Below are 16,352 nucleotides of genomic sequence, written 5' to 3'. Positions count from 1 at the left end.
CCTTCTGGCCTGTCAGGGTGTGACGACGGCGTCCCCGGCGAAGGTGAACAGACCGGCCGCGATCGTGATGGCCTTCAGCATCGTGCCCTCGGGCACCTCGAAGTAGCCGTTCGCTTTCACCGAGTTGCCGGGGTTGATCTTGTCGAGGAAGCCCTTGGTGTCGTCGTGGCTATAGATGGCGGCCTCTCCGTCGACGTCGTACTCGCGGCCGAAGGCGTCCTGGGCGGTGACAGTGCCGTCGGCATGGAACACCTGGCCGGGCTGCGGCGGGAACTGTCCGGCGGGGACCTGCGGGAACTGAGCGGTCGGCGGCATCGGCTGCTGGCCGGGCTGGTTCTGGGCAGGGTCATAGCAGGTGGTCATGGGTGTGGAGGTCTCCCAGGCTGCATGGCGCGCTGCCCCGTATCGAGCGCGCTACCCCCAAACGCTCTCACAGCGTCTCGGCAGGTGCCTCCCCCGGAAGTCCTGACCCAGTCGCCGGTTGCCTGGGGCAACATCTGATTTGGCCGGTCCGCCGTCCGACGATGAGCCACCCGCCCGGTCGCGCTCCGGCAGTGGCATCCCAGAACGGGTCGGCCTCGTCGTCGAGCAGCAGCGGCACGTCGTACCCCGGCAGGTCTAGTCCCGGGCGCACGTACAAAGCCCGGTGGAGCCATCGCCGAAGGCGGTGTTCTCACTTCGATCGCAGCCACCACGGTCGGCTCACCTGCACCTAGCGCAGTCAGCGCGTCCGTGGCGGCGGTCCCACGTGTTCCAGGTGGAGACCTGGTGCTGCGCGTTGCCGCCACGTCAACGGCGGGAGTCGGTGCGACACTGGCCGCATGACCCGCGAGGCACCGAGCGAAGCCGAGCATGAGCATGGTTGGTGCGGCTACGAGGTGGGATCGTTTCAGCGGGCGTCGTTCCTGCAACGAGTGCAGCTGCGCTGGTGGCGCATCCGGTACTGGCGCAAGCACCGGCGCGCCCACCAGGCCGCACTGGAACGGTTTGCCGCCCGGCAACGCGAGCGGGAACAGCTGAGCAGGGCCGCCCGCCTAAGCGGTCAGTCTGCCGCCTCGGAGACGGGCTGCCGGTACTGGTAGACCTCGACGTCATCAATCCTGTCGACGAGGATGTAGACGTGCTCCACTGCGGGCGCCGCGACATCGCTCGCCCCGACGTAAGAGCCAGTCTGAGGCAGCTTGACCACCGCTGGCGGGCTGCCGTCGGCGACGATCTCCACAGGCATCAGTCTCCCGTCGACCGGCCCACCGCGAAACCACGCCTCTACTGCCACCATCCGGCCATGATGACGCCCGGCGCCTCGCTGTGGCGACACCCCCGTCAGAAGCAAAGTCCTCCCAGGCTGAGGGCGGGTCGGCTGCATTGTGGTGGGATCCGAGCGCCACGCGCTGAAGGCCGGCCTGCTCACCCCTCTGCGCCTGGCGATGCGGCAGGGGCCAGTTACGACATTGGTGGTTCCAGCGGACCCAGTAGCCGCGGCGGGCCTTGCACCGGCAGACGGTAGTCCCGGGCGGCAGGCGAAGCGGGCCTCGTACTTCAACGGCGGTCAACTCCCTGCCGCGGGCCTGTGCTCGGCTGATTGTGGCGGGTCGACCTCGACAAAGCCGAAGAGCCGTTCGATCAGTTGCAGCGATTGGGTGCGGTAGCGGTCTGCGAAGCCCCGACAGATGGCCGGCTTGGCCTCCGGCTTGCCGCAGTGCGGCAATGTCTTGTGGCAGACGATGAACGCTTCGCGCTGGCGGGCTTCGGTAACGAGGGCGCGCAGCCGGCCGGGGGCGAGGTGCATCCGGTTGCCGGGGGCAAAGATGCAGGTGTCGCACTGCCGTGACAACAGCCGTGACTTGCCGAGAACCGCGTCGCCGACGCTGATTTCAGCGTCGCCATCGCACTCGATGTCGGGTTCAAGAACAGGTTCCATGAGGCTTCCTTTCGCACGTTCGCAGCGGCGCTGCCGGAGACCGGCGCCCGTTGCAGACCGAACTGAGGTTGAGGTGTCGAAGCGGGTGCGCGATGGGGCCGTGACGGACCGGGATCTCCCCGCGGTGCTGAGCCGCCTGCTCGAGGGCTGGGGAGAGCCAGCGCTGACCGTGCCAGGTACAGACCCCGTGGGTCCGGCTGCCGGTTGGCCGGTACGTCAGCCCCTGCAGGGTCGTCGCGCACCGGCAGCGCCGGACCGAGTGGGATGTTCCGCTGTCGGTCAGGCGGCGCGCGGTGAGGCATTCGGCTGCGTGCGCGCGGGCCGGAACCACCCGGCGAACCGGGCGGTAGGTACGGGCACTCGGGCCGAGCCCTGAGTGGGCGGGTCAGGTCGGGTCGCGGCCTGGCAGGCGCGCCTGGCGTCCCGTACCGGCGGGCACGGGTATAGGTGGCCGGCGCAACGCAGGTTGGCGCAGCGACGTGGCTGGTCGGGATGGGGTTGGTGGGGGGCGGCGACGTCGGTGGCGAGCAGCCACAGCAGGACGTCGTTGACGGTGCGCGGCACGGCGTGGCGGTGCGGCAGCTGCACGGCTTGTTGCCTCCTTCGACGGGTTTGGTTCGTGGGGTCCGCCGCCCCTGGCCAGCGGTGTGGGGTGCCGCTGTCGGGTTCGCCAGGGGCGGCGGCCGGATGCAGTGACGCTCGACTTTCCGCATAGATCAAGTCGTGTTCACACGGCGAGGACTTCGGTACCGTTGGTTCGTCGGCCGGTGGTTGAGGAAGCAGCTCGGTGCGGCGGGTTGTCGTGCTGGTAAGGCACCGACGAGTGGTCGTAGTGCGCGGCGTACAGGCGCGGCCGTGTTTAGCTCGGCGCCGTCGTGTCTGTGCGCGCTGGTGTGGTCGTGTGCGGCGAAGCAGCAGGTGCCGCGGGTACAGAACGGCGGCCATGTGTGCGGAGCCGAGCGATGACCAAGCCCCGGACCACGGCGCTCACCTCAGGTCGGCCGGTTCGTCGGTGGCCGGGTCCACGTCGCGGGGATCGGCGCCGTCGCGCTCGCTGCCGTCCCACTCGAACCGCGCTCCCACCTCTGCGGCGCTGAGGGCGGTTTCGACGGCTGCTTCGGCGGCGTCGAAGGCGTCCTCACGGCCGGTAGCGGTGACCTCAAGGAGGACGGACAAGGTGAGGCGGACCTGCCAGCAGCGGGGCAGCGCTGGCAGGTCCAGCGCGCTCAGCACCCGGTCTGCAGCGTCGGCGTCGATGTCGTGAGTACTGGCGGCCTCCCGCAACCTTCGCCACACCTGCCGACGGAAGTGGGCCAGTGCGTAGGTGTCGGCGGCGGGCGGCTGGGCCTGCGGCGGGGTGTGTTGGTGGTGCAGGTGAGCGTGGATCTGGGCGGTGGTGTGGGTGAGCCATCCCAGTGGTGCGGGCTGGTCCGGGTGGAACATGTTCCAGGCGTCGAGTAGGACCGATTCCAGGGTCGGTGGTGACGTCATCGTCTGAGGCGTGGTCATCGCAGGTTGCTCCTCGAGAACGGGAACGGTCCCGCCGCCCTGGCGGGCGGCGGGACCGTCGGCTGGTGTCAGGACTGGCGGCGGACCCGGGTGACCCGGACCTCGTAGGTGTCGGAACGCACCGTCAAGTGCAGCCACGAGTAGCCGGCGGCCGCGGCGGTGCGCAGGGTGGTGATCAGCGGGGTGGGCTGGTCGGTGAGGTGCAGGTGCTCGGCGAAGTCGTCGCCGCCGAGATCCGGGGCGCGGCGGTGGCCGTCGCTGCCGGGGTCCCAGCCGTGGGCGTAGAAGACGAGGCTGCTGCCGGGCCGGTTCGGATCCTCGAGGCGCGGCAGGCCACTGGACATCAGGTAGACGCCGTGGTCGTGCACCCACACCAGCGCGCCGGGGCAGGCGATGCGGTCTTCGTGCTCGGTGAACGAGGGTGCCTGGTCCGTGGCGGCGACGGCGTGCTCAGCCAGCCGCAGCGTCTGGGTCAGGTCGAAGTAGAGATGCAGGGCCATGGGTAGGGGTGCCCCCTTTCTGGGCGTGGGTGTGGTCGGCAGGGCACCGGCATGCGACGTCGGCCCGCGGGCGGTTGGTGGTGCTGGGTCCGCGGCGTTCGTTTCACGGCCACGCGCTGAACGTCGCCGTGGTGGGCCGCTCAGGACGTCGCACCGCGGCCGGTACGCGCTCAGCGGGGCTGGGATTGGGAATCGACATCAGGTCAGCCGGCGTAGATGAGCAAGTCACGGGCGCGGTGACGAGCTGTGGTGGCCTTGTCGTGGCAAGCGAGGGGCGGTGGTCAGCGTGTCCGCGATGTGGCCGAGCCACTCCCGCAGCGACAGGTCCGCGCTGCGGCTGGTGTGGGGGTCGCTGAGCGCGCCGGTGGCGGCGGTCAGGGCGATGATCTGACCACCAGCGGCGGTGATGGTGCCCGGTGCGGCGAGCAGCGCGTTCACCTCGTCGAGGTGATGGGCGCAGGCGTCGGGGAGCTGGTTGGGGTTGAGGGTGTAGCCGTGGTCGTGCAGGAGCCCGGATACGGCGTCGAGGAAGGTCTGTATCGGGCGTTTCTCCTGCGGCTCAGAACGGTGGCTGACCAATGTGCGGCCAGCCATCCAGCACGGACGGGGGGAGCCCGGCGCGTAGCGCTTGGTCGATCACGTGCGCGAGGCTGTAATCGGGGTCGGCGGCGAGGGCACGGTCAACGGCGACGGACGCCAGGGCCCCATCGCCGCATCGCCAGGCGGTGAAGGCGAGCAGGCTGGCCGGCGCCGCCGCGAGGGGCGGGTGGGCCCGGCGGGTGATGTCGGTCCACATGGGCACCTGCCAGTCGTCGCTAACCTGCCACGCGGCGTCGCGGATCACCGGGTCGGACAGCAGGACGGTCAGCCAGGCCAGCTCGTCGTCGTTGAGGACCTGCTCGTCGCGGTAGCGGGCGAACGCGGCGGTCACCGCCTCGATGCCGGCGCGGACCAACCCGTCGTGTCCGGCCTGGGCGAGCAGCGCGCGGCGGCGGGCGCGGGCCCCGACGGTGGCGCGGGTGACGGCGATGCGGGCGGCCCCGCTGGCGGGGGCGATGCTGGCGACGAGCGCCGCCCGATCGGGCAGGGCTCGGCAGCCGGCCACGATGGCGTGCATCGTGACGTCGCTGCGGCGGGGGTCGAAGGGCGTCCCGTCGGTGGGGCAGCAGGCGGGGTCCTGGCAGAGGTAGGAGAAGTAGCGGCCGTCGGTGACCCGCAGGGCGTCGAGGATGTCGAGACCTGCGGCAGTGAGGCGTGGGGTCATGACGTCCATGACCGGGGTGACAGCGGTCGCGGGCCCGTAGCCGATCACGATGACGCGAGTGGCGTCGGCGTGGCGCAGTAGCCGGACGTGCGAGCGGGCCATTCCTTCGATCCAGGCCTCGACCTGGGAGGGTTCGGGAAGGTCGGCGCGGCCGGCGACGACGACCCGGGTGCCGGCGACGCCGACGGTGACGAAACTGTCGGTGGGGTGGAAACCCAGCAGGTACGGCACGGCGGTGAGCAGGTCGGCCGGTGAGCCGACCGGCAGCCGGTTGAAGTCGGACATGGTGTCTCCTGTCGTCCGGTGAGGTGAAGTCGGGCAGGGTGGATCGGCTGTTCCGGGGTGCGCGAATGTCGCGCCGGTATCCGGCAACGGCTATGGAGGTGCGGGATGGGATCCGCGGGCCCGCTGGCCAGCCGGTGAGGCATGGCGACATCCGAGCCCTGGAGCGGCGCGGTTCGGCCTAGCCCCTCTCGGGCTGCCAGGAGGTGTCAGGCGCGCTCGAGGGCGCTGACCGCGGCGTCGGCGATGTGCCCGATGGCCTGCACGGGGTCGGCGACGGTGAGGGTGGTGGTGTCGGCGAAGGTGTGCCCGGGCAGGTCGGCGGGGCGCAGCCACAGCACGGCGCAGCCGGCCCGGTGCAGGGTGGTGATCAGCCGTTGGGCGGGTGCGATGTCGGGGAGGTCGCCGTCGGAGACGACGGTGAGCAGCCGCAGCCGGCCAGGCTGGCGCAGCTGCAGCAACTCGTCGGCGAGTTTCACCGCGTCGGTGAATGCCGCGCTGCCGCCGTCGGCCCGCAGCTCGAGGACCTGCTGGGGGTGCTGGCGGGGTGGGACGAGCAGGGTGACGTTGCTGCCGAAGGCGATGGCGGCGGTGACCGCCTGATTGGCGTGGGCGGCGTGGGCGAGGATCCACCCGGCCGACGACATCGGTGCCGCCCAGGGGTGCATGGAGAACGAGGCGTCGACGATGACCCCGAGATGCAGCGTCGGCTTCGGCGGCGGCACCTGAGCGCGACGCTGCCACGGGGCAGCCGTCGGCACGGTCCCGGCGGCGATCTGCGCCTTCGCGGTGATGGCGTGGCGGGTGCGCAGCCGTCCTGGCGGGGCGACGCTGGGGCGGGTGTCGGGTTCGGGCTGGTGGGTGCGGGCGCGCCGGAGCCGGGCGGCGAGGGTGCGGGCGGCGGCGCGTTCGGCGTCGGTGGGGTGCCGCAGCGACCAGGTGGTGGGCGCGGAGAACCGGGCGGTGAGCTGCTGCGCCCGATACTGCGCGGGATTGAGGCCCGCGGTGTGGGCGAGGTAGTCCGCCAGTGCCTGGGCGAGCACACCGGCGAACACGCCCGCATCGACGGTGGGGGTGTCGGGTTGGCGGTGGGGGTCGATGCCGAGGATCTGGCACCACCGCCACGCCAGGTCGATCATCGCGTCGGCGTCGGTGTCGTCGGTGGTGTGGGCTTGCCGCCACACGTCGCGCAGCTGCAGCAGCCGTTTTCGGCCGAGGACGGTGGTGACGGCGGCGCGGACACCTTTGATGTCTTTGGCGGTGATGATGCGGGCGTCGACGCGGGCCAGGAGCAGCCCGGCGAGCTGACCTGCGTGCCACGGGTCGTCCACGGGGGCGTCAGCGGGGCTGACCAGTGTGGTGACGGTGTGGCGCAGCCACCGCCGGTCACCTCGCCGGCGGGCACGGTGCCGGTTCTCGACGCGGGATTCTTCGAGGAGCTCGGCGACGGCGGCGACGACGGGTGGGGTGCCGGGCGGGGTGCTCCATTGGCTGTGGACGGCGTGGGCGGCTTCGTGAACGAGCAGCCCGTAGGCGGTCGGGACGAGGCGTTTGTGGCCGGCGCGGCGGGGGTTGGCGACGTCGGGGGCGCCGATGTGGGTGGCGTCGACTTCAATGCGGCCCGCCGCGGGGTAGAAGCAGGCGGGCGCGCCGCCGCCGGCGCCGGGGGCGACGGTGACGGTCAGGTCGGTGCGCCCGGTCAGCACCGGGACATGCCGTGTCCAGGCGTCGCACCACTCCTGCCAAGCCGGGTCGCCGCCAGTGGGCGGGGTCGGGCCGGGCTGCAGGTGATGTGCGTGAGGCATCGGGACTCCTTCCAGGGGTTAGCGCTGCTTGCCGAGGGTCAGCGGGGTGATCTCGGTGCCGAAGTTCTGCCGCAGCGCGGCGAGAACCTGCTCCCGGTCCTCCTCAGGTGCGCGGCCGGCGAGATTGGCGGCCGCGGCGGGCAGGCCGAGGGTTTTGCGGACGCGGGCGAAGCCGAGCAGCTCGCGTAGTTGCGGTGCCCAGCTGACCCGCCCGGCGGCCAGGTCACCGTTGAGGGCGACGGCGGCGGCCACGGCGGGGGAGGGGACGCCGAGGTGGCGGGCGAGGTCCCAGTCGGTGGTGACCTCGATGTGCACATCGAACCGGGAGGCGAGCGCTTCGGTGAGGATCGCCCCGTGCACGCCGGGGTTGTGGCCGGCGATGACGTAGAAGCCGTCTGCGGCGTCGACGCGTTCGTTGCGGTAGCCGGGGATGGTGATGACCCGCCGTCCGTCCATCGCGGGGTAGAGCACGGCGAGGACCTTCGGCGGGATGAGGGTGGCGTCGTCGACCAGCAACGCCCGCCCTTCGCGCATGGCGGTGACGAGGGGGCCGTAGACGAACTCGAAGCCGCCGTCGGGGAGGGGGATGAAGTTGCCGAGGAAGTCCTCCACGACGGTGTCGCCGGTTCCGGCGACGGTGAGCAGGTCGGGGAAGGCGGCCTCGACGAGGGCGGTCTTGCCGGTGCCGGGCGGCCCGTAGAGAAGCACCGGTATCCGCTTTTCGCGTAGCCGGCGCAGAACGTCCACATCGGTCGCCCCCGCGAGCTTGCGCGGGAAATACAGGTCCCCGTTGGGGCGTGTGACCGGCTGCCGCCGACCCGCACCGCGACGTCCTTGGCGGGGTGTACGCGGGGCGGGCGGTGGCATAGTCCCAGCGGCGTCGATCCCGGCCTGGGTGATCTGGAAGCGGTGCGGGCCGGTGGAGTGGGTGGCGTATCCGGCCGCGGCCATCTTCTTCAACGCCTCGAACACCGCCCCGGTGGACGGGGCGGCGATCGCCGTGGTGAGTTCCCCGACCTTGAACACCCGATCGGGGTGCGCGGCGAGGTGAGCGGCGACCTGCCGGTAGAGGTAGCCGGGCCGGCGGCCGTCGGCTGGCGGCGGGGTGGGGTCGCTCGGGTCGGGTGGGGTTACAGGGTCCATGCGGGTTCTCCTGTCATAGGGGCCCGCGCACCCGTCTCCGGGTGCGCGGGCGTGTTGGTGCGGTGTCCGCGCGGCGGAGACGGGCAGGTACTGGAACAGCCCCCTGGCAGGGGCCGATCAGCAACTCCGTGAGGTGCTCAGAGGCAGCCCCGGAAGGGCTGCCGGGGTGGTGGTGTCGCTGCCACCGGCGGTGGGCGACGACAAGGAACGCACCCCGACCCGGATCGATCAAGTCGATCCGGCAGCGAGGGCCTACCTGCGGCGGAGGGTGACCTCGTCGCGGGGGCGGCGGGCGATAGTCACGGTCAGGCCGAAGACGCTGCCGTCGGACAGCTCCAGCCACACGCCACGGTCGAGGGTCATGACGCCGGCGTCGCGGTAGACGCGGGCGGAAGTGACCGTCACCGGGGTGCCGTCGTCGTGAGTGAGCTGGGGCAGGTCGGCCTCGTCGCAGAGCTGATTTAGGCCGTCGCTGGTGAGCAGGCGTGCCACGAGTGCCTGCAGGCTCTCCTCGTGGGCGTAATCGCCGAACTCGTCGTCCTTGTTGTTGTCAAGCATGGCGTCGTCCTTTCGTGTCGGGGTTGGTGTTCGGACGGTGTTGGGCCTGGGGTGCGGACGGGTGGGGAATGTGGCCGGCGATGCGGTCGTAGTCGTAGGGGTGCCACCGCTATCCAGGTCCAGGCGCGGCCCATCACGGGTACTGGCCGTGCGCGTCGGGCATGGTGCGGTCGATGGCCTCCGGGTCGTCGTGCACCCGGGTCTCGTCGGCCACGATGACGTCGCCGTCGAAGCGCGGGCGAGCCATGGACTCGTCGACCATCTGCTCCTGGCGGTATTCGGGGATGCCGATGGCCCCGAGCTGCTGCCGGCAGCGGTCGCGGGCACCGTGCTGGTTGGCGATCGGCCGGGCCGGCCGGCCATGCTGAGGGACGACAAGACCTCGAAGACCTCGGAGCTCTGCCCCGAACCCCGACCCTGAGAGATCAGCCGGGGGTGGATCCCCTCGCCGGGCACTACAACGGCTACCAGCCTCCCCCGACGGGGCCAAGGTCGTTCCTTTGGGTTCCTACGTCTGGATGGTGTTCCGGGCCGCCGGGTTGGCTGGGTGTGGCTCAAGGTCGTTTGCCGTCAAGTGGCCATGGAAGAGCGGCCGCCCAGCCAGCCCAGGGCGCCATGGCCGCTGATTGAGATCTGCGAGTCGTCGCTTGCTAAGGAGCTGCCGGCGGGCTCGTCCGAGGTGACCTGGACCTCCGGTGTTGGAACGCGCGCTGACCTTCACCAACGTCGCGACGCTGATTCTGATCGCCGCGCCCGAGCAGATCCGCGCCGGTCGCGAGCAGCTCGCGGGTGACACGGCAAGCGACCATGAGAGGGTGACCGACGCCGTATCGTCTTCCTTGACTGCTGTGATCGACCTCATCGATGGATACATGCATCGAGTGCTGAAGGGCAGAGAAGATCCGGTGGGGGTCGTCGAGGAGCTGAAGTGTGCGCTGATCGAGCTGCTCCCCGGGGACGACGTGGGGAATATCGGCCGGCTGTACAGCATCTACGCGGACTTGTCGGACATCGTCGACGGCTACCCGTTCCACTACGGCGATGGCACCGAGATGATCGCCCAACGGGAGATTCGCGACTCTGCCTGGGACTGGTTGAACATTCCGCGCAATGCCGACGGCATGAAGACCTACGTCGACCACTGGGCTGCGAGGATCGCAGCCTTACCGACGACCGACGGAGGACGGCCATTCCGCGGCAACTCTGGTCGGCTGGAAGGCGACATCCGCCATTGAGACTCGTCCGGTAGAGCGCTCCACCTTGTCCCCGTCCGGGGAGGCTGGACGGTCTACGACTGCCCGACGAGGAGATCCGCCAGCACTGGCACACTGCCCGCATGAGTTACGACCTGGCGGTGTGGGAGGGCGACATGCCCGCCGACGATGAAGCGGCCGGTGAGGCATACGAAGCCCTGTATCAGCGGTACTTCGAGAGCGAGGAACAGCCGTCGACGCCGCGTATCCGGGCCTACGTCGATTCCGTAGCGGCCCGATGGCCCGACCTATACGGCCACGACGCCGAGCTCTACCCCCTGTCGAATGGCCTCATCGATGAGGCGTCCGGCCCGATGGTCTACTTCACAATCCCGTTCAGCCGGTCCGACGAGGTCTCCTCTGAGGCGGCACAGATGGCCGCCGATCATGGGCTCGTCTGCTACGACCCGCAGTGGGAACACCTTCGCCCCGCTGCCGGTCACGACGACTGAACCTGAACCATCACGGGCCATCCGTGGGCCACTAACCATGGCGCGCAGCGGTCACGGGCGGGCACGAGGCGCAGCCGGGGCGACCGCCGGCCGCAGGCGTTTCGGGCATCGCGGACGGTTGATCACGCTCTTCCAAACTGACGCTCGTTTCTAGGTGAAGTGCTCCTCAAGCAGGATGGTGATCGTGTGCCATCCCCATACTCGGTGGACCGCCGTATGGCCAAGACTGCCTGCGAGCGCTGACGCTGCCAGACAAAAGCGGACGGCTGACCAGGAGCGCGATCCCCTGGTCAGCCATCTGCAATCTTCAACAGCTCCCGGTGCGGCGCGCCGTGCTGATTACGGCGAAGGCGACCACAACACGCCCTCGTTGTACCCCTCCTTGAACCCGTCCACGAACGCCCCGCCCACCCCCGTGATGAAGCACCCGGCGCAGCACAACACCAGCCCGATCACCGGCAGCGCGATCCACAGGACGATTGCCCACGCGCCGAGAGTGGCCGGCTTGTTGGATGGCTGCTGCACGAACACGGGCGGCGGGTACTGGCCCTGGGGCGGGTACGGCTGGTGCGGTGGGTACGCGTACGGCTGCTGCCCTGGGTAGGGCGGCGGTTGTTGTTGGTAAGGGTCGTGAGGATGCATCCGGCCATCCTGCCCAGCGCTGATCAGCGCGGGAAGACCCGAACGGCCCCACCTCCTGCCGGTAGAGGTAGCCGGGCCGGCGGCCGTCGGCTGGCTGCGGGGTGCGGTAGCTCGGGTCGAGTGGGTTGCAGGATCCATGCGGGTTCTCCTGTCATAGGGGCCCGCGCACCCGTCTCCGGGTGCGCGGGCGTGTTGGTGCGGTGTCCGCGCGGCGGAGACGGGCAGGTACTGGAACAGCCCCCTGGCAGGGGCCGATCAGCAACTCCCTGAGGTGCTCAGAGGCAGCCCCGGAAGGGCTGCCGGGGTGGTGGTGTCGCTGCCACCGGCGGTGGGCGACGACAAGGAACGCACCCCGACCCGGATCGATCAAGTCGATCCGGCGACGAGGGCCTACCTGCGGCGGAGGGTGACCTCGTCGCGGGGGCGGCGGGCGATGCTCACCGTCAGGCCGAAGACGCTGCCGTCGGACAGCTCCAGCCACACGCCACGGTCGAGGGTCATGACGCCGGCGTCGCGGTAGACGCGGGCGGAAGTGACCGTCACCGGGGTGCCGTCGTCGTGGGTGAGCTGGGGCAGGTCGGCCACATCGCACAGCTGATCCAGGTCGGTGCTGGTCAGCAGGCTCCGGACGAGGGCCTGAAGGATCTCCTCGTGGGCGTACTCGCCGAACTCGTCGGCAGGGTCATCGAACATGTTGATGCTCCTCGTTGTCGGTCGTGTCGCTTCATGTCGTCCGGCCGTCTGGATGCCACGGAACGCTTGCGTGGTGGCGAGCGTTTCTCGGTATGCCGCCGCCGTTAGGGGCATCTGCCGCAGATCGAATCGGCTGGCGCAGGGGCGTGGTGAGGTGATGAGGTACCGGGGTGACGAGCGGGAAGGGTCGATGGCGCAAGAGGAAGCAGACGAGCCGGGCGCTGCCGACGTGGGAGCTGGGCGAGGGTTCACCGGTCCTGCGGGCTGACCCGCGTGACGCGCTCGTGTCGGCCTCCATCGGGCCTGCCGGTGAGCTGGTAGCGCTGTGGTCGACATCCGAGGACGAGCCGGCGCTGCGGTCGGTCACCACCCAACCCGGCTGGGCGACGTTCCCCGACCCGACGGCAGCCCGACCCGTGACCGCCCGAGTGACCAGGCAGGCGGGGGACACCGTCGACATCACCGAGTTGCCCGGGATGACGCTGGCCCACCCTTCAGTCCAGCCCCTGCCCGAGGGGCGGGTACTGGTGGTCGGAGCCCGCTGCCGGTGGCGCAAAGACGGCCCGGACCGCAACGCCGTCATCTACGGAAGCGACGGACGCATCGAGACGCGGGCGACGCTCGGTGACGGCATCGAACACGTCTTCACCACCACCGCTGGAGAGGTGTGGGTGGGCTACTTCGACGAAGGCGTCTACGGCAACTACGGCTGGGGCGATGCAAGCTCCGCACCACCGGTGGGCAGCAGCGGACTGGTGCGCTTCTCACCGCAGCTCGAGCCGACGTGGCGATTCCCGTCCCACACGGACAACCAACGGGGCGCCATCGACGACTGCTACGCGCTCAACGTCACCGACGAATCGGTGTGGACCTGCTACTACAGCGACTTCCCGATCGTGCAGATTCGTGATGACTCGGTCATCGGCTGGCGCAATCAGGTCTCCGGGGCGAAGGCCTTGGCACTCAACGGCACCAGAGTTGGACTGCTCGGCGGGTACGGACCGCAGCAGGACCGCCTCGTTGTGGGTGAGCTGGCCGACCAGGCGATGCGCGTCGTCGGTGAGTACCGGCTGGTGCTGCCCGGCGGAGCCCCGCTCCCACCGCGGGTGACCGCGATAGGTCGCGGCCCGGTGCTGCACCTGATCACCGCCGAGCACTGGTACCGGCTGCCCCTGGACGAGCTCACCCGCGAATGAGCTGGCGGAGACCGGGTCAGGTAGCCGCCGTCGCAGGCGGGCCAGGGAGGTCGCCGGCGATCCGCTCACAGTCGTAGGGGTGCACCGCCATCCAGGTCCAAGCGCGGCCCATCACGGTGTACCGGCCGTCCGCGTCGGGCGGGATGCGCTCGATGGCCTCAGGATCGTCGTACACCCGGGTCTCGTCGACCACGATGACGTCGCCGTCGAAGCGCAGGCGGGCCATGGACTCGTCGACCATCTGCTCCTGGCGCTCACCGGTAATGCCAGTGGCGGCGAGGTGCTGCCGGTAGCGGTCGCGGGCATCGTGCTGGTCGACGACGATCGCCTCCGCCACCTCCCGGGTACAGGTGAACACCGCCCACCCGTTCCACGTGTCAACCAGGGTGCCGACGAACCCGACCGGGATGCGCAGCTCCCCGTGCTCGTTGGGTGTCCACGCCCAGTCGCCGGCGAAAACGCCCGGCCCGCCCAGGCCCACCCGGTCCGGGTGCACATGGCGCAGGTCCCGGTCGTCGCCGTCGGGGTGCAGGAGCATGCGGCACTGCCGGGCCGCCTCGGCTTCGGCGGCGGCGTCGTACCCGTCGCACCACGCCCACCGCGCCTGGTCACGCTGCTGCGCGGTGAGCCGTTCCCACGCTGGCGCGTCAGGCGGGGCATGCTCGGCGTACCGGTCGGCGTCGTCGGCCAGGACGTACCGGTCGGCGGCCGGCAGCCCGTCGATGTCCCGCCCATCGGCGGCCTCGACCGCGGACAGGACCTTCCGCGCGGTCGCCGTCACGTCGCCGCTGGCACGCCCGCCCAGCGTGTCCTGCGCCCACCACTGCGCGGCGTTCCGTCCGGCTGCCGCCCCCGCCTCGCGCAGGGCGTCGAGCGCCCGCTCCCAGCCAGTTTCGGGCAGGCGGCGGACGCGGTCGCCGGCGCCGGCGCCGAGCAGCATCGACAGGCGGGAGCCGCTGTCCCACTGCACATCCAGAACCTGGTGGCGCGGGTCGTAGCTGCGCACCGTGCCCTGGTCGCCCCGCCGAAGCCTGGTGTGCAGGTCGCTGGTGTGCTCGAGGGCGATGCGGTCACCGGGCTGGTAGGTCACCGTCGACCTCCGTCACCGGTGTCGAGCAGGGCTTGGCAGCCAGCGGTGACGCCGTCGAGGACGGCGTCGGTGAACCCGCTCCGCACCGCGTCGATGACCAGCGCCTGGCCGACGTCGGGTAGTTGCGCCCAGTCGGGCGCGCCGGCCGGTGCATGGTGCTGGTAGCGGTCGGCGTCGTAGCTGGCGAGGTCGAAATGCGGCAGCGCGGCCAGGACTGTTTCGTCGCTGCTGTCGATACCGTCCAGCACCGCTCGCGCCGTTTGCGTCTGCTCGGCGTGGCTGCGTCCCTCGATGGCGTGTTGCCGCCACCAGCCGACGGCGAGCCGGCCCTCCCGCTCGCCGGCGTCTCGCAGGGTCAGCAGCAGCTGCGCATCGACGGCCGACACAGGCAACGGCGCCGCGCCACTGACCGGGGCCGAGCTGGTGTCCGGGCTGGGGTAGGGGGAGGCCGGGGTGGCCGGATCGAGCCAATCGGCGGCGAGTAGAACCCCTTCGCGTCGATACCGGGCGGGCACGGTGCGCTCGTTGGCGACCCTGCGCAGCCACCCGGCCACCTCGGCGCGGATCTTGGCCGAGGCGGTGGCGTAGCGGGTCCGGGCCTCGCGGGCCCGCCGGTTCGCCTCCTGCAGGTTCCGCCGATTGACCTGCGCGTGCAGGTCGAGCAGCCACAGGTGCTCGGCGGTCGGGATCCAGCCCGAGCGGGAGTCGGTGAGCAGCCGGCGCAGCGCCTCGGCGTAGTAGTAGTCGCCGTACCGGTGCGGCTCACCGCAGTGGATCATGCTGTTCTGGATGGCCTGTAGGCGGCGACCCAATGTCACCCAGTCGGTGTGATCCTCGGGTCTCGCGCCCGGCCGAGGAATGCCGCTGCTGGTGTCGGTCACGGTGATGTCCTTCCTGGTGGTCAAGTGGTGGAGGTTCGGGGAAGCGCCCGGGCACCGCGTGAGGGATCCCCGGCCGGTGGTGCGAACGATTGGCGTGGATCACCGCACCTTTGGTGGAGTGCCTGTTGCCGGCCTGGCTTCCTCTGCTCCTGGCGGTAGGGCAGGACGACAGGTGCCGCGAGTTGCCGGGGGTAGGTGGGCTGGCGGCTGCTGTGCACATGCGGGCTGCCAGGTGTCCCCGCCCGCTGGCCCGACCGGCGGCGCGGGCACCTGGGCGCGATAGCCTCGCCCGGTGACTGACCAGCCATGCCATTGCCTGCTGTGCCAACACCCGTCCGACGAGGCGACATGGGACCCCCGCGATCGCCGCATCGCCGACCACATTCGCGAATATGGATGGAGCGTTACGGGTTTGGCCGCAGACGAGCGGACGCCGGGCTGGGCGTATTCGACGGGACTGTGGCACACGCTCCGCAGCCCGGAGGTGTGCATCTTCGGGTTGCCCACCAACACCGCGATGACGATCGTCAACGTCGTGGCCGACCAAGTTCGCCAAGGTGAAGTACTGAAGCCCGATGAACGGCGCCCGGACGTGCTCACCAACCACGACGTGGCAATCCGTCCCGTTCACCCGGCCTGGTATCGCCACTTCTTCGGCGCCGCCATCGACTTCTATCAGGCCCCGCCGCTGCCGATCGTGCAGGTGTTCTGGCCGGACAAGCAGGGCCGGTTCGCGTGGGAACAGGACGCCGAAGCCGGTTGCCGAGCCAGCCAACCGCTGCTGTGGCTGTCACCGACCGAGCATCCACAGGGCGTGTGGACCGAGTTCGATCCGTATGGGGGCTGGCCGTTCGGCACCAGCCTGCCGTACTTCTCCGTCCGCACCACGTCCGCTGTTGTGCAGGGCAAGGCGGAGATCACGGCCGTCGTGCGGGGCCATGACGGCAGCTGGCGACTTCTCGACGACACCGGCGACGGGGACGCGACCGCAGTGACGAACCTGCGGCACATCGCCAATACTCATCCCGAAGTGGCAGCCGTTGCCGACCTTGCCCACGGCCAGCGGGCCGACCGCGCCCCGGACGGGAGCTGGGTCCGCTCGGCTTTGCCCAGCTGAAGCCGGCCGCGCCGATGGCTGCTGGGCGCCGGCGAGCCCAACCCCT

The 16,352-nt window shown here is 70.4% G+C and carries 19 protein-coding genes; 4 read left to right on the top strand and 15 right to left on the bottom strand.

Annotation, left to right across the window (positions count from 1 at the left end):
- Positions 1-12: 12 nt before the first annotated feature.
- The 11 genes from NFX44_RS22030 to NFX44_RS21980 form a co-directional block, all read right to left on the bottom strand.
- Positions 13-363: a DUF4352 domain-containing protein gene (locus tag NFX44_RS22030; RefSeq protein ID WP_262285469.1), complete on the bottom strand. Its 351-nt coding sequence runs from the start codon at positions 361-363 to the stop codon at positions 13-15.
- A 679-nt stretch (positions 364-1,042) separates the two neighbouring features.
- The gene (locus NFX44_RS22025) at positions 1,043-1,279 is read right to left on the bottom strand and encodes a hypothetical protein (RefSeq protein ID WP_262285468.1); all 237 of its coding nucleotides are present in this window, start codon (positions 1,277-1,279) and stop codon (positions 1,043-1,045) included.
- A gap of 270 nt (positions 1,280-1,549) precedes the next feature.
- Complete coding sequence (locus NFX44_RS22020) at positions 1,550-1,921, bottom strand: hypothetical protein (protein ID WP_262285467.1); 372 nt, start codon at positions 1,919-1,921, stop codon at positions 1,550-1,552.
- 987 nt (positions 1,922-2,908) lie between these two features.
- Positions 2,909-3,430, bottom strand: coding sequence for a hypothetical protein (locus NFX44_RS22015; protein ID WP_262285466.1), 522 nt, complete (start codon positions 3,428-3,430; stop codon positions 2,909-2,911).
- 68 nt (positions 3,431-3,498) lie between these two features.
- Entirely contained in the window at positions 3,499-3,930 is a 432-nt protein-coding gene (locus tag NFX44_RS22010; RefSeq protein WP_262285465.1) for a DUF3085 domain-containing protein, read from the bottom strand.
- A 225-nt stretch (positions 3,931-4,155) separates the two neighbouring features.
- Positions 4,156-4,524: a hypothetical protein gene (locus NFX44_RS22005; protein ID WP_262285464.1), complete on the bottom strand. Its 369-nt coding sequence runs from the start codon at positions 4,522-4,524 to the stop codon at positions 4,156-4,158.
- Complete coding sequence (locus NFX44_RS22000; protein ID WP_262285463.1) at positions 4,490-5,479, bottom strand: DUF4192 domain-containing protein; 990 nt, start codon at positions 5,477-5,479, stop codon at positions 4,490-4,492. The genes NFX44_RS22005 and NFX44_RS22000 overlap by 35 nt, the downstream gene beginning before the upstream one ends.
- Positions 5,480-5,685: 206 nt before the next feature.
- Positions 5,686-7,281 carry a VWA domain-containing protein gene (locus tag NFX44_RS21995; RefSeq protein WP_262285462.1) on the bottom strand — a complete coding sequence of 532 codons (1,596 nt, stop codon included), beginning with the start codon at positions 7,279-7,281 and terminating at the stop codon, positions 5,686-5,688.
- 18 nt (positions 7,282-7,299) lie between these two features.
- Positions 7,300-8,424 (bottom strand): AAA family ATPase, encoded by a 1,125-nt coding sequence (locus NFX44_RS21990; RefSeq protein ID WP_262285461.1) that lies wholly within the window; start codon positions 8,422-8,424, stop codon positions 7,300-7,302.
- Positions 8,425-8,676: 252 nt separating this feature from the next.
- On the bottom strand, positions 8,677-8,982 hold the full coding sequence (locus tag NFX44_RS21985) for a hypothetical protein (RefSeq protein WP_262285460.1): 306 nt from the start codon (positions 8,980-8,982) through the stop codon (positions 8,677-8,679).
- A gap of 133 nt (positions 8,983-9,115) precedes the next feature.
- On the bottom strand, positions 9,116-9,244 hold the full coding sequence (locus NFX44_RS21980; protein WP_262285459.1) for a hypothetical protein: 129 nt from the start codon (positions 9,242-9,244) through the stop codon (positions 9,116-9,118).
- Between the two features lie 433 nt (positions 9,245-9,677).
- Here NFX44_RS21980 and NFX44_RS21975 point away from each other — a divergent pair, with 433 nt between their 5' ends.
- Both NFX44_RS21975 and NFX44_RS21970 read left to right on the top strand, forming a co-directional pair.
- Positions 9,678-10,217 (top strand): hypothetical protein, encoded by a 540-nt coding sequence (locus NFX44_RS21975; protein ID WP_262285458.1) that lies wholly within the window; start codon positions 9,678-9,680, stop codon positions 10,215-10,217.
- Positions 10,218-10,318: 101 nt separating this feature from the next.
- Positions 10,319-10,687 (top strand): hypothetical protein, encoded by a 369-nt coding sequence (locus NFX44_RS21970; RefSeq protein WP_262285457.1) that lies wholly within the window; start codon positions 10,319-10,321, stop codon positions 10,685-10,687.
- A gap of 339 nt (positions 10,688-11,026) precedes the next feature.
- Here NFX44_RS21970 and NFX44_RS21965 read toward each other — a convergent pair whose 3' ends face one another.
- Positions 11,027-11,218: a hypothetical protein gene (locus NFX44_RS21965; protein ID WP_262285456.1), complete on the bottom strand. Its 192-nt coding sequence runs from the start codon at positions 11,216-11,218 to the stop codon at positions 11,027-11,029.
- 501 nt (positions 11,219-11,719) lie between these two features.
- Positions 11,720-12,022: a hypothetical protein gene (locus tag NFX44_RS21960; protein WP_262285455.1), complete on the bottom strand. Its 303-nt coding sequence runs from the start codon at positions 12,020-12,022 to the stop codon at positions 11,720-11,722.
- 416 nt (positions 12,023-12,438) lie between these two features.
- Here NFX44_RS21960 and NFX44_RS21955 point away from each other — a divergent pair, with 416 nt between their 5' ends.
- Complete coding sequence (locus NFX44_RS21955; RefSeq protein ID WP_262285454.1) at positions 12,439-13,218, top strand: hypothetical protein; 780 nt, start codon at positions 12,439-12,441, stop codon at positions 13,216-13,218.
- Between the two features lie 16 nt (positions 13,219-13,234).
- On the opposite strand, the gene NFX44_RS21950 is transcribed toward NFX44_RS21955, so the two are convergent.
- Entirely contained in the window at positions 13,235-14,308 is a 1,074-nt protein-coding gene (locus NFX44_RS21950) for a DUF4314 domain-containing protein (RefSeq protein WP_262285453.1), read from the bottom strand.
- Positions 14,305-15,189, bottom strand: coding sequence for a hypothetical protein (locus NFX44_RS21945; RefSeq protein ID WP_262285452.1), 885 nt, complete (start codon positions 15,187-15,189; stop codon positions 14,305-14,307). Before NFX44_RS21945 ends, NFX44_RS21950 begins: the two co-directional genes overlap by 4 nt.
- 292 nt (positions 15,190-15,481) lie before the next feature.
- Here NFX44_RS21945 and NFX44_RS21940 point away from each other — a divergent pair, with 292 nt between their 5' ends.
- Positions 15,482-16,306, top strand: a complete 825-nt coding sequence (locus NFX44_RS21940; RefSeq protein WP_262285451.1) for a DUF4262 domain-containing protein — start codon at positions 15,482-15,484, stop codon at positions 16,304-16,306.
- Positions 16,307-16,352: the final 46 nt, after the last annotated feature.

Source organism: Micromonospora sp. MA102 (assembly GCF_025460765.1).
Taxonomy (GTDB): Bacteria; Actinomycetota; Actinomycetes; order Mycobacteriales; family Micromonosporaceae; genus Micromonospora; species Micromonospora halotolerans.
This window is presented reverse-complemented; position numbering and strand designations above follow the sequence as displayed.

Excerpts from the sequence above, each read along its gene's own strand:
- NFX44_RS22030 (WP_262285469.1), bottom strand. The coding sequence starts at position 363 with ATGACCACCTGCTATGACCCTGCCCAGAACCAGCCCGGCCAGCAGCCG.
- NFX44_RS22025 (WP_262285468.1), bottom strand. The coding sequence starts at position 1,279 with ATGGTGGCAGTAGAGGCGTGGTTTCGCGGTGGGCCGGTCGACGGGAGA.
- NFX44_RS22020 (WP_262285467.1), bottom strand. The coding sequence starts at position 1,921 with ATGGAACCTGTTCTTGAACCCGACATCGAGTGCGATGGCGACGCTGAA.
- NFX44_RS22015 (WP_262285466.1), bottom strand. The coding sequence starts at position 3,430 with ATGACCACGCCTCAGACGATGACGTCACCACCGACCCTGGAATCGGTC.
- NFX44_RS22010 (WP_262285465.1), bottom strand. The coding sequence starts at position 3,930 with ATGGCCCTGCATCTCTACTTCGACCTGACCCAGACGCTGCGGCTGGCT.
- NFX44_RS22005 (WP_262285464.1), bottom strand. The coding sequence starts at position 4,524 with ATGGCTGGCCGCACATTGGTCAGCCACCGTTCTGAGCCGCAGGAGAAA.
- NFX44_RS22000 (WP_262285463.1), bottom strand. The coding sequence starts at position 5,479 with ATGTCCGACTTCAACCGGCTGCCGGTCGGCTCACCGGCCGACCTGCTC.
- NFX44_RS21995 (WP_262285462.1), bottom strand. The coding sequence starts at position 7,281 with ATGCCTCACGCACATCACCTGCAGCCCGGCCCGACCCCGCCCACTGGC.
- NFX44_RS21990 (WP_262285461.1), bottom strand. The coding sequence starts at position 8,424 with ATGGACCCTGTAACCCCACCCGACCCGAGCGACCCCACCCCGCCGCCA.
- NFX44_RS21985 (WP_262285460.1), bottom strand. The coding sequence starts at position 8,982 with ATGCTTGACAACAACAAGGACGACGAGTTCGGCGATTACGCCCACGAG.
- NFX44_RS21980 (WP_262285459.1), bottom strand. The coding sequence starts at position 9,244 with ATGGTCGACGAGTCCATGGCTCGCCCGCGCTTCGACGGCGACGTCATC.
- NFX44_RS21970 (WP_262285457.1), top strand. The coding sequence starts at position 10,319 with ATGAGTTACGACCTGGCGGTGTGGGAGGGCGACATGCCCGCCGACGAT.
- NFX44_RS21960 (WP_262285455.1), bottom strand. The coding sequence starts at position 12,022 with ATGTTCGATGACCCTGCCGACGAGTTCGGCGAGTACGCCCACGAGGAG.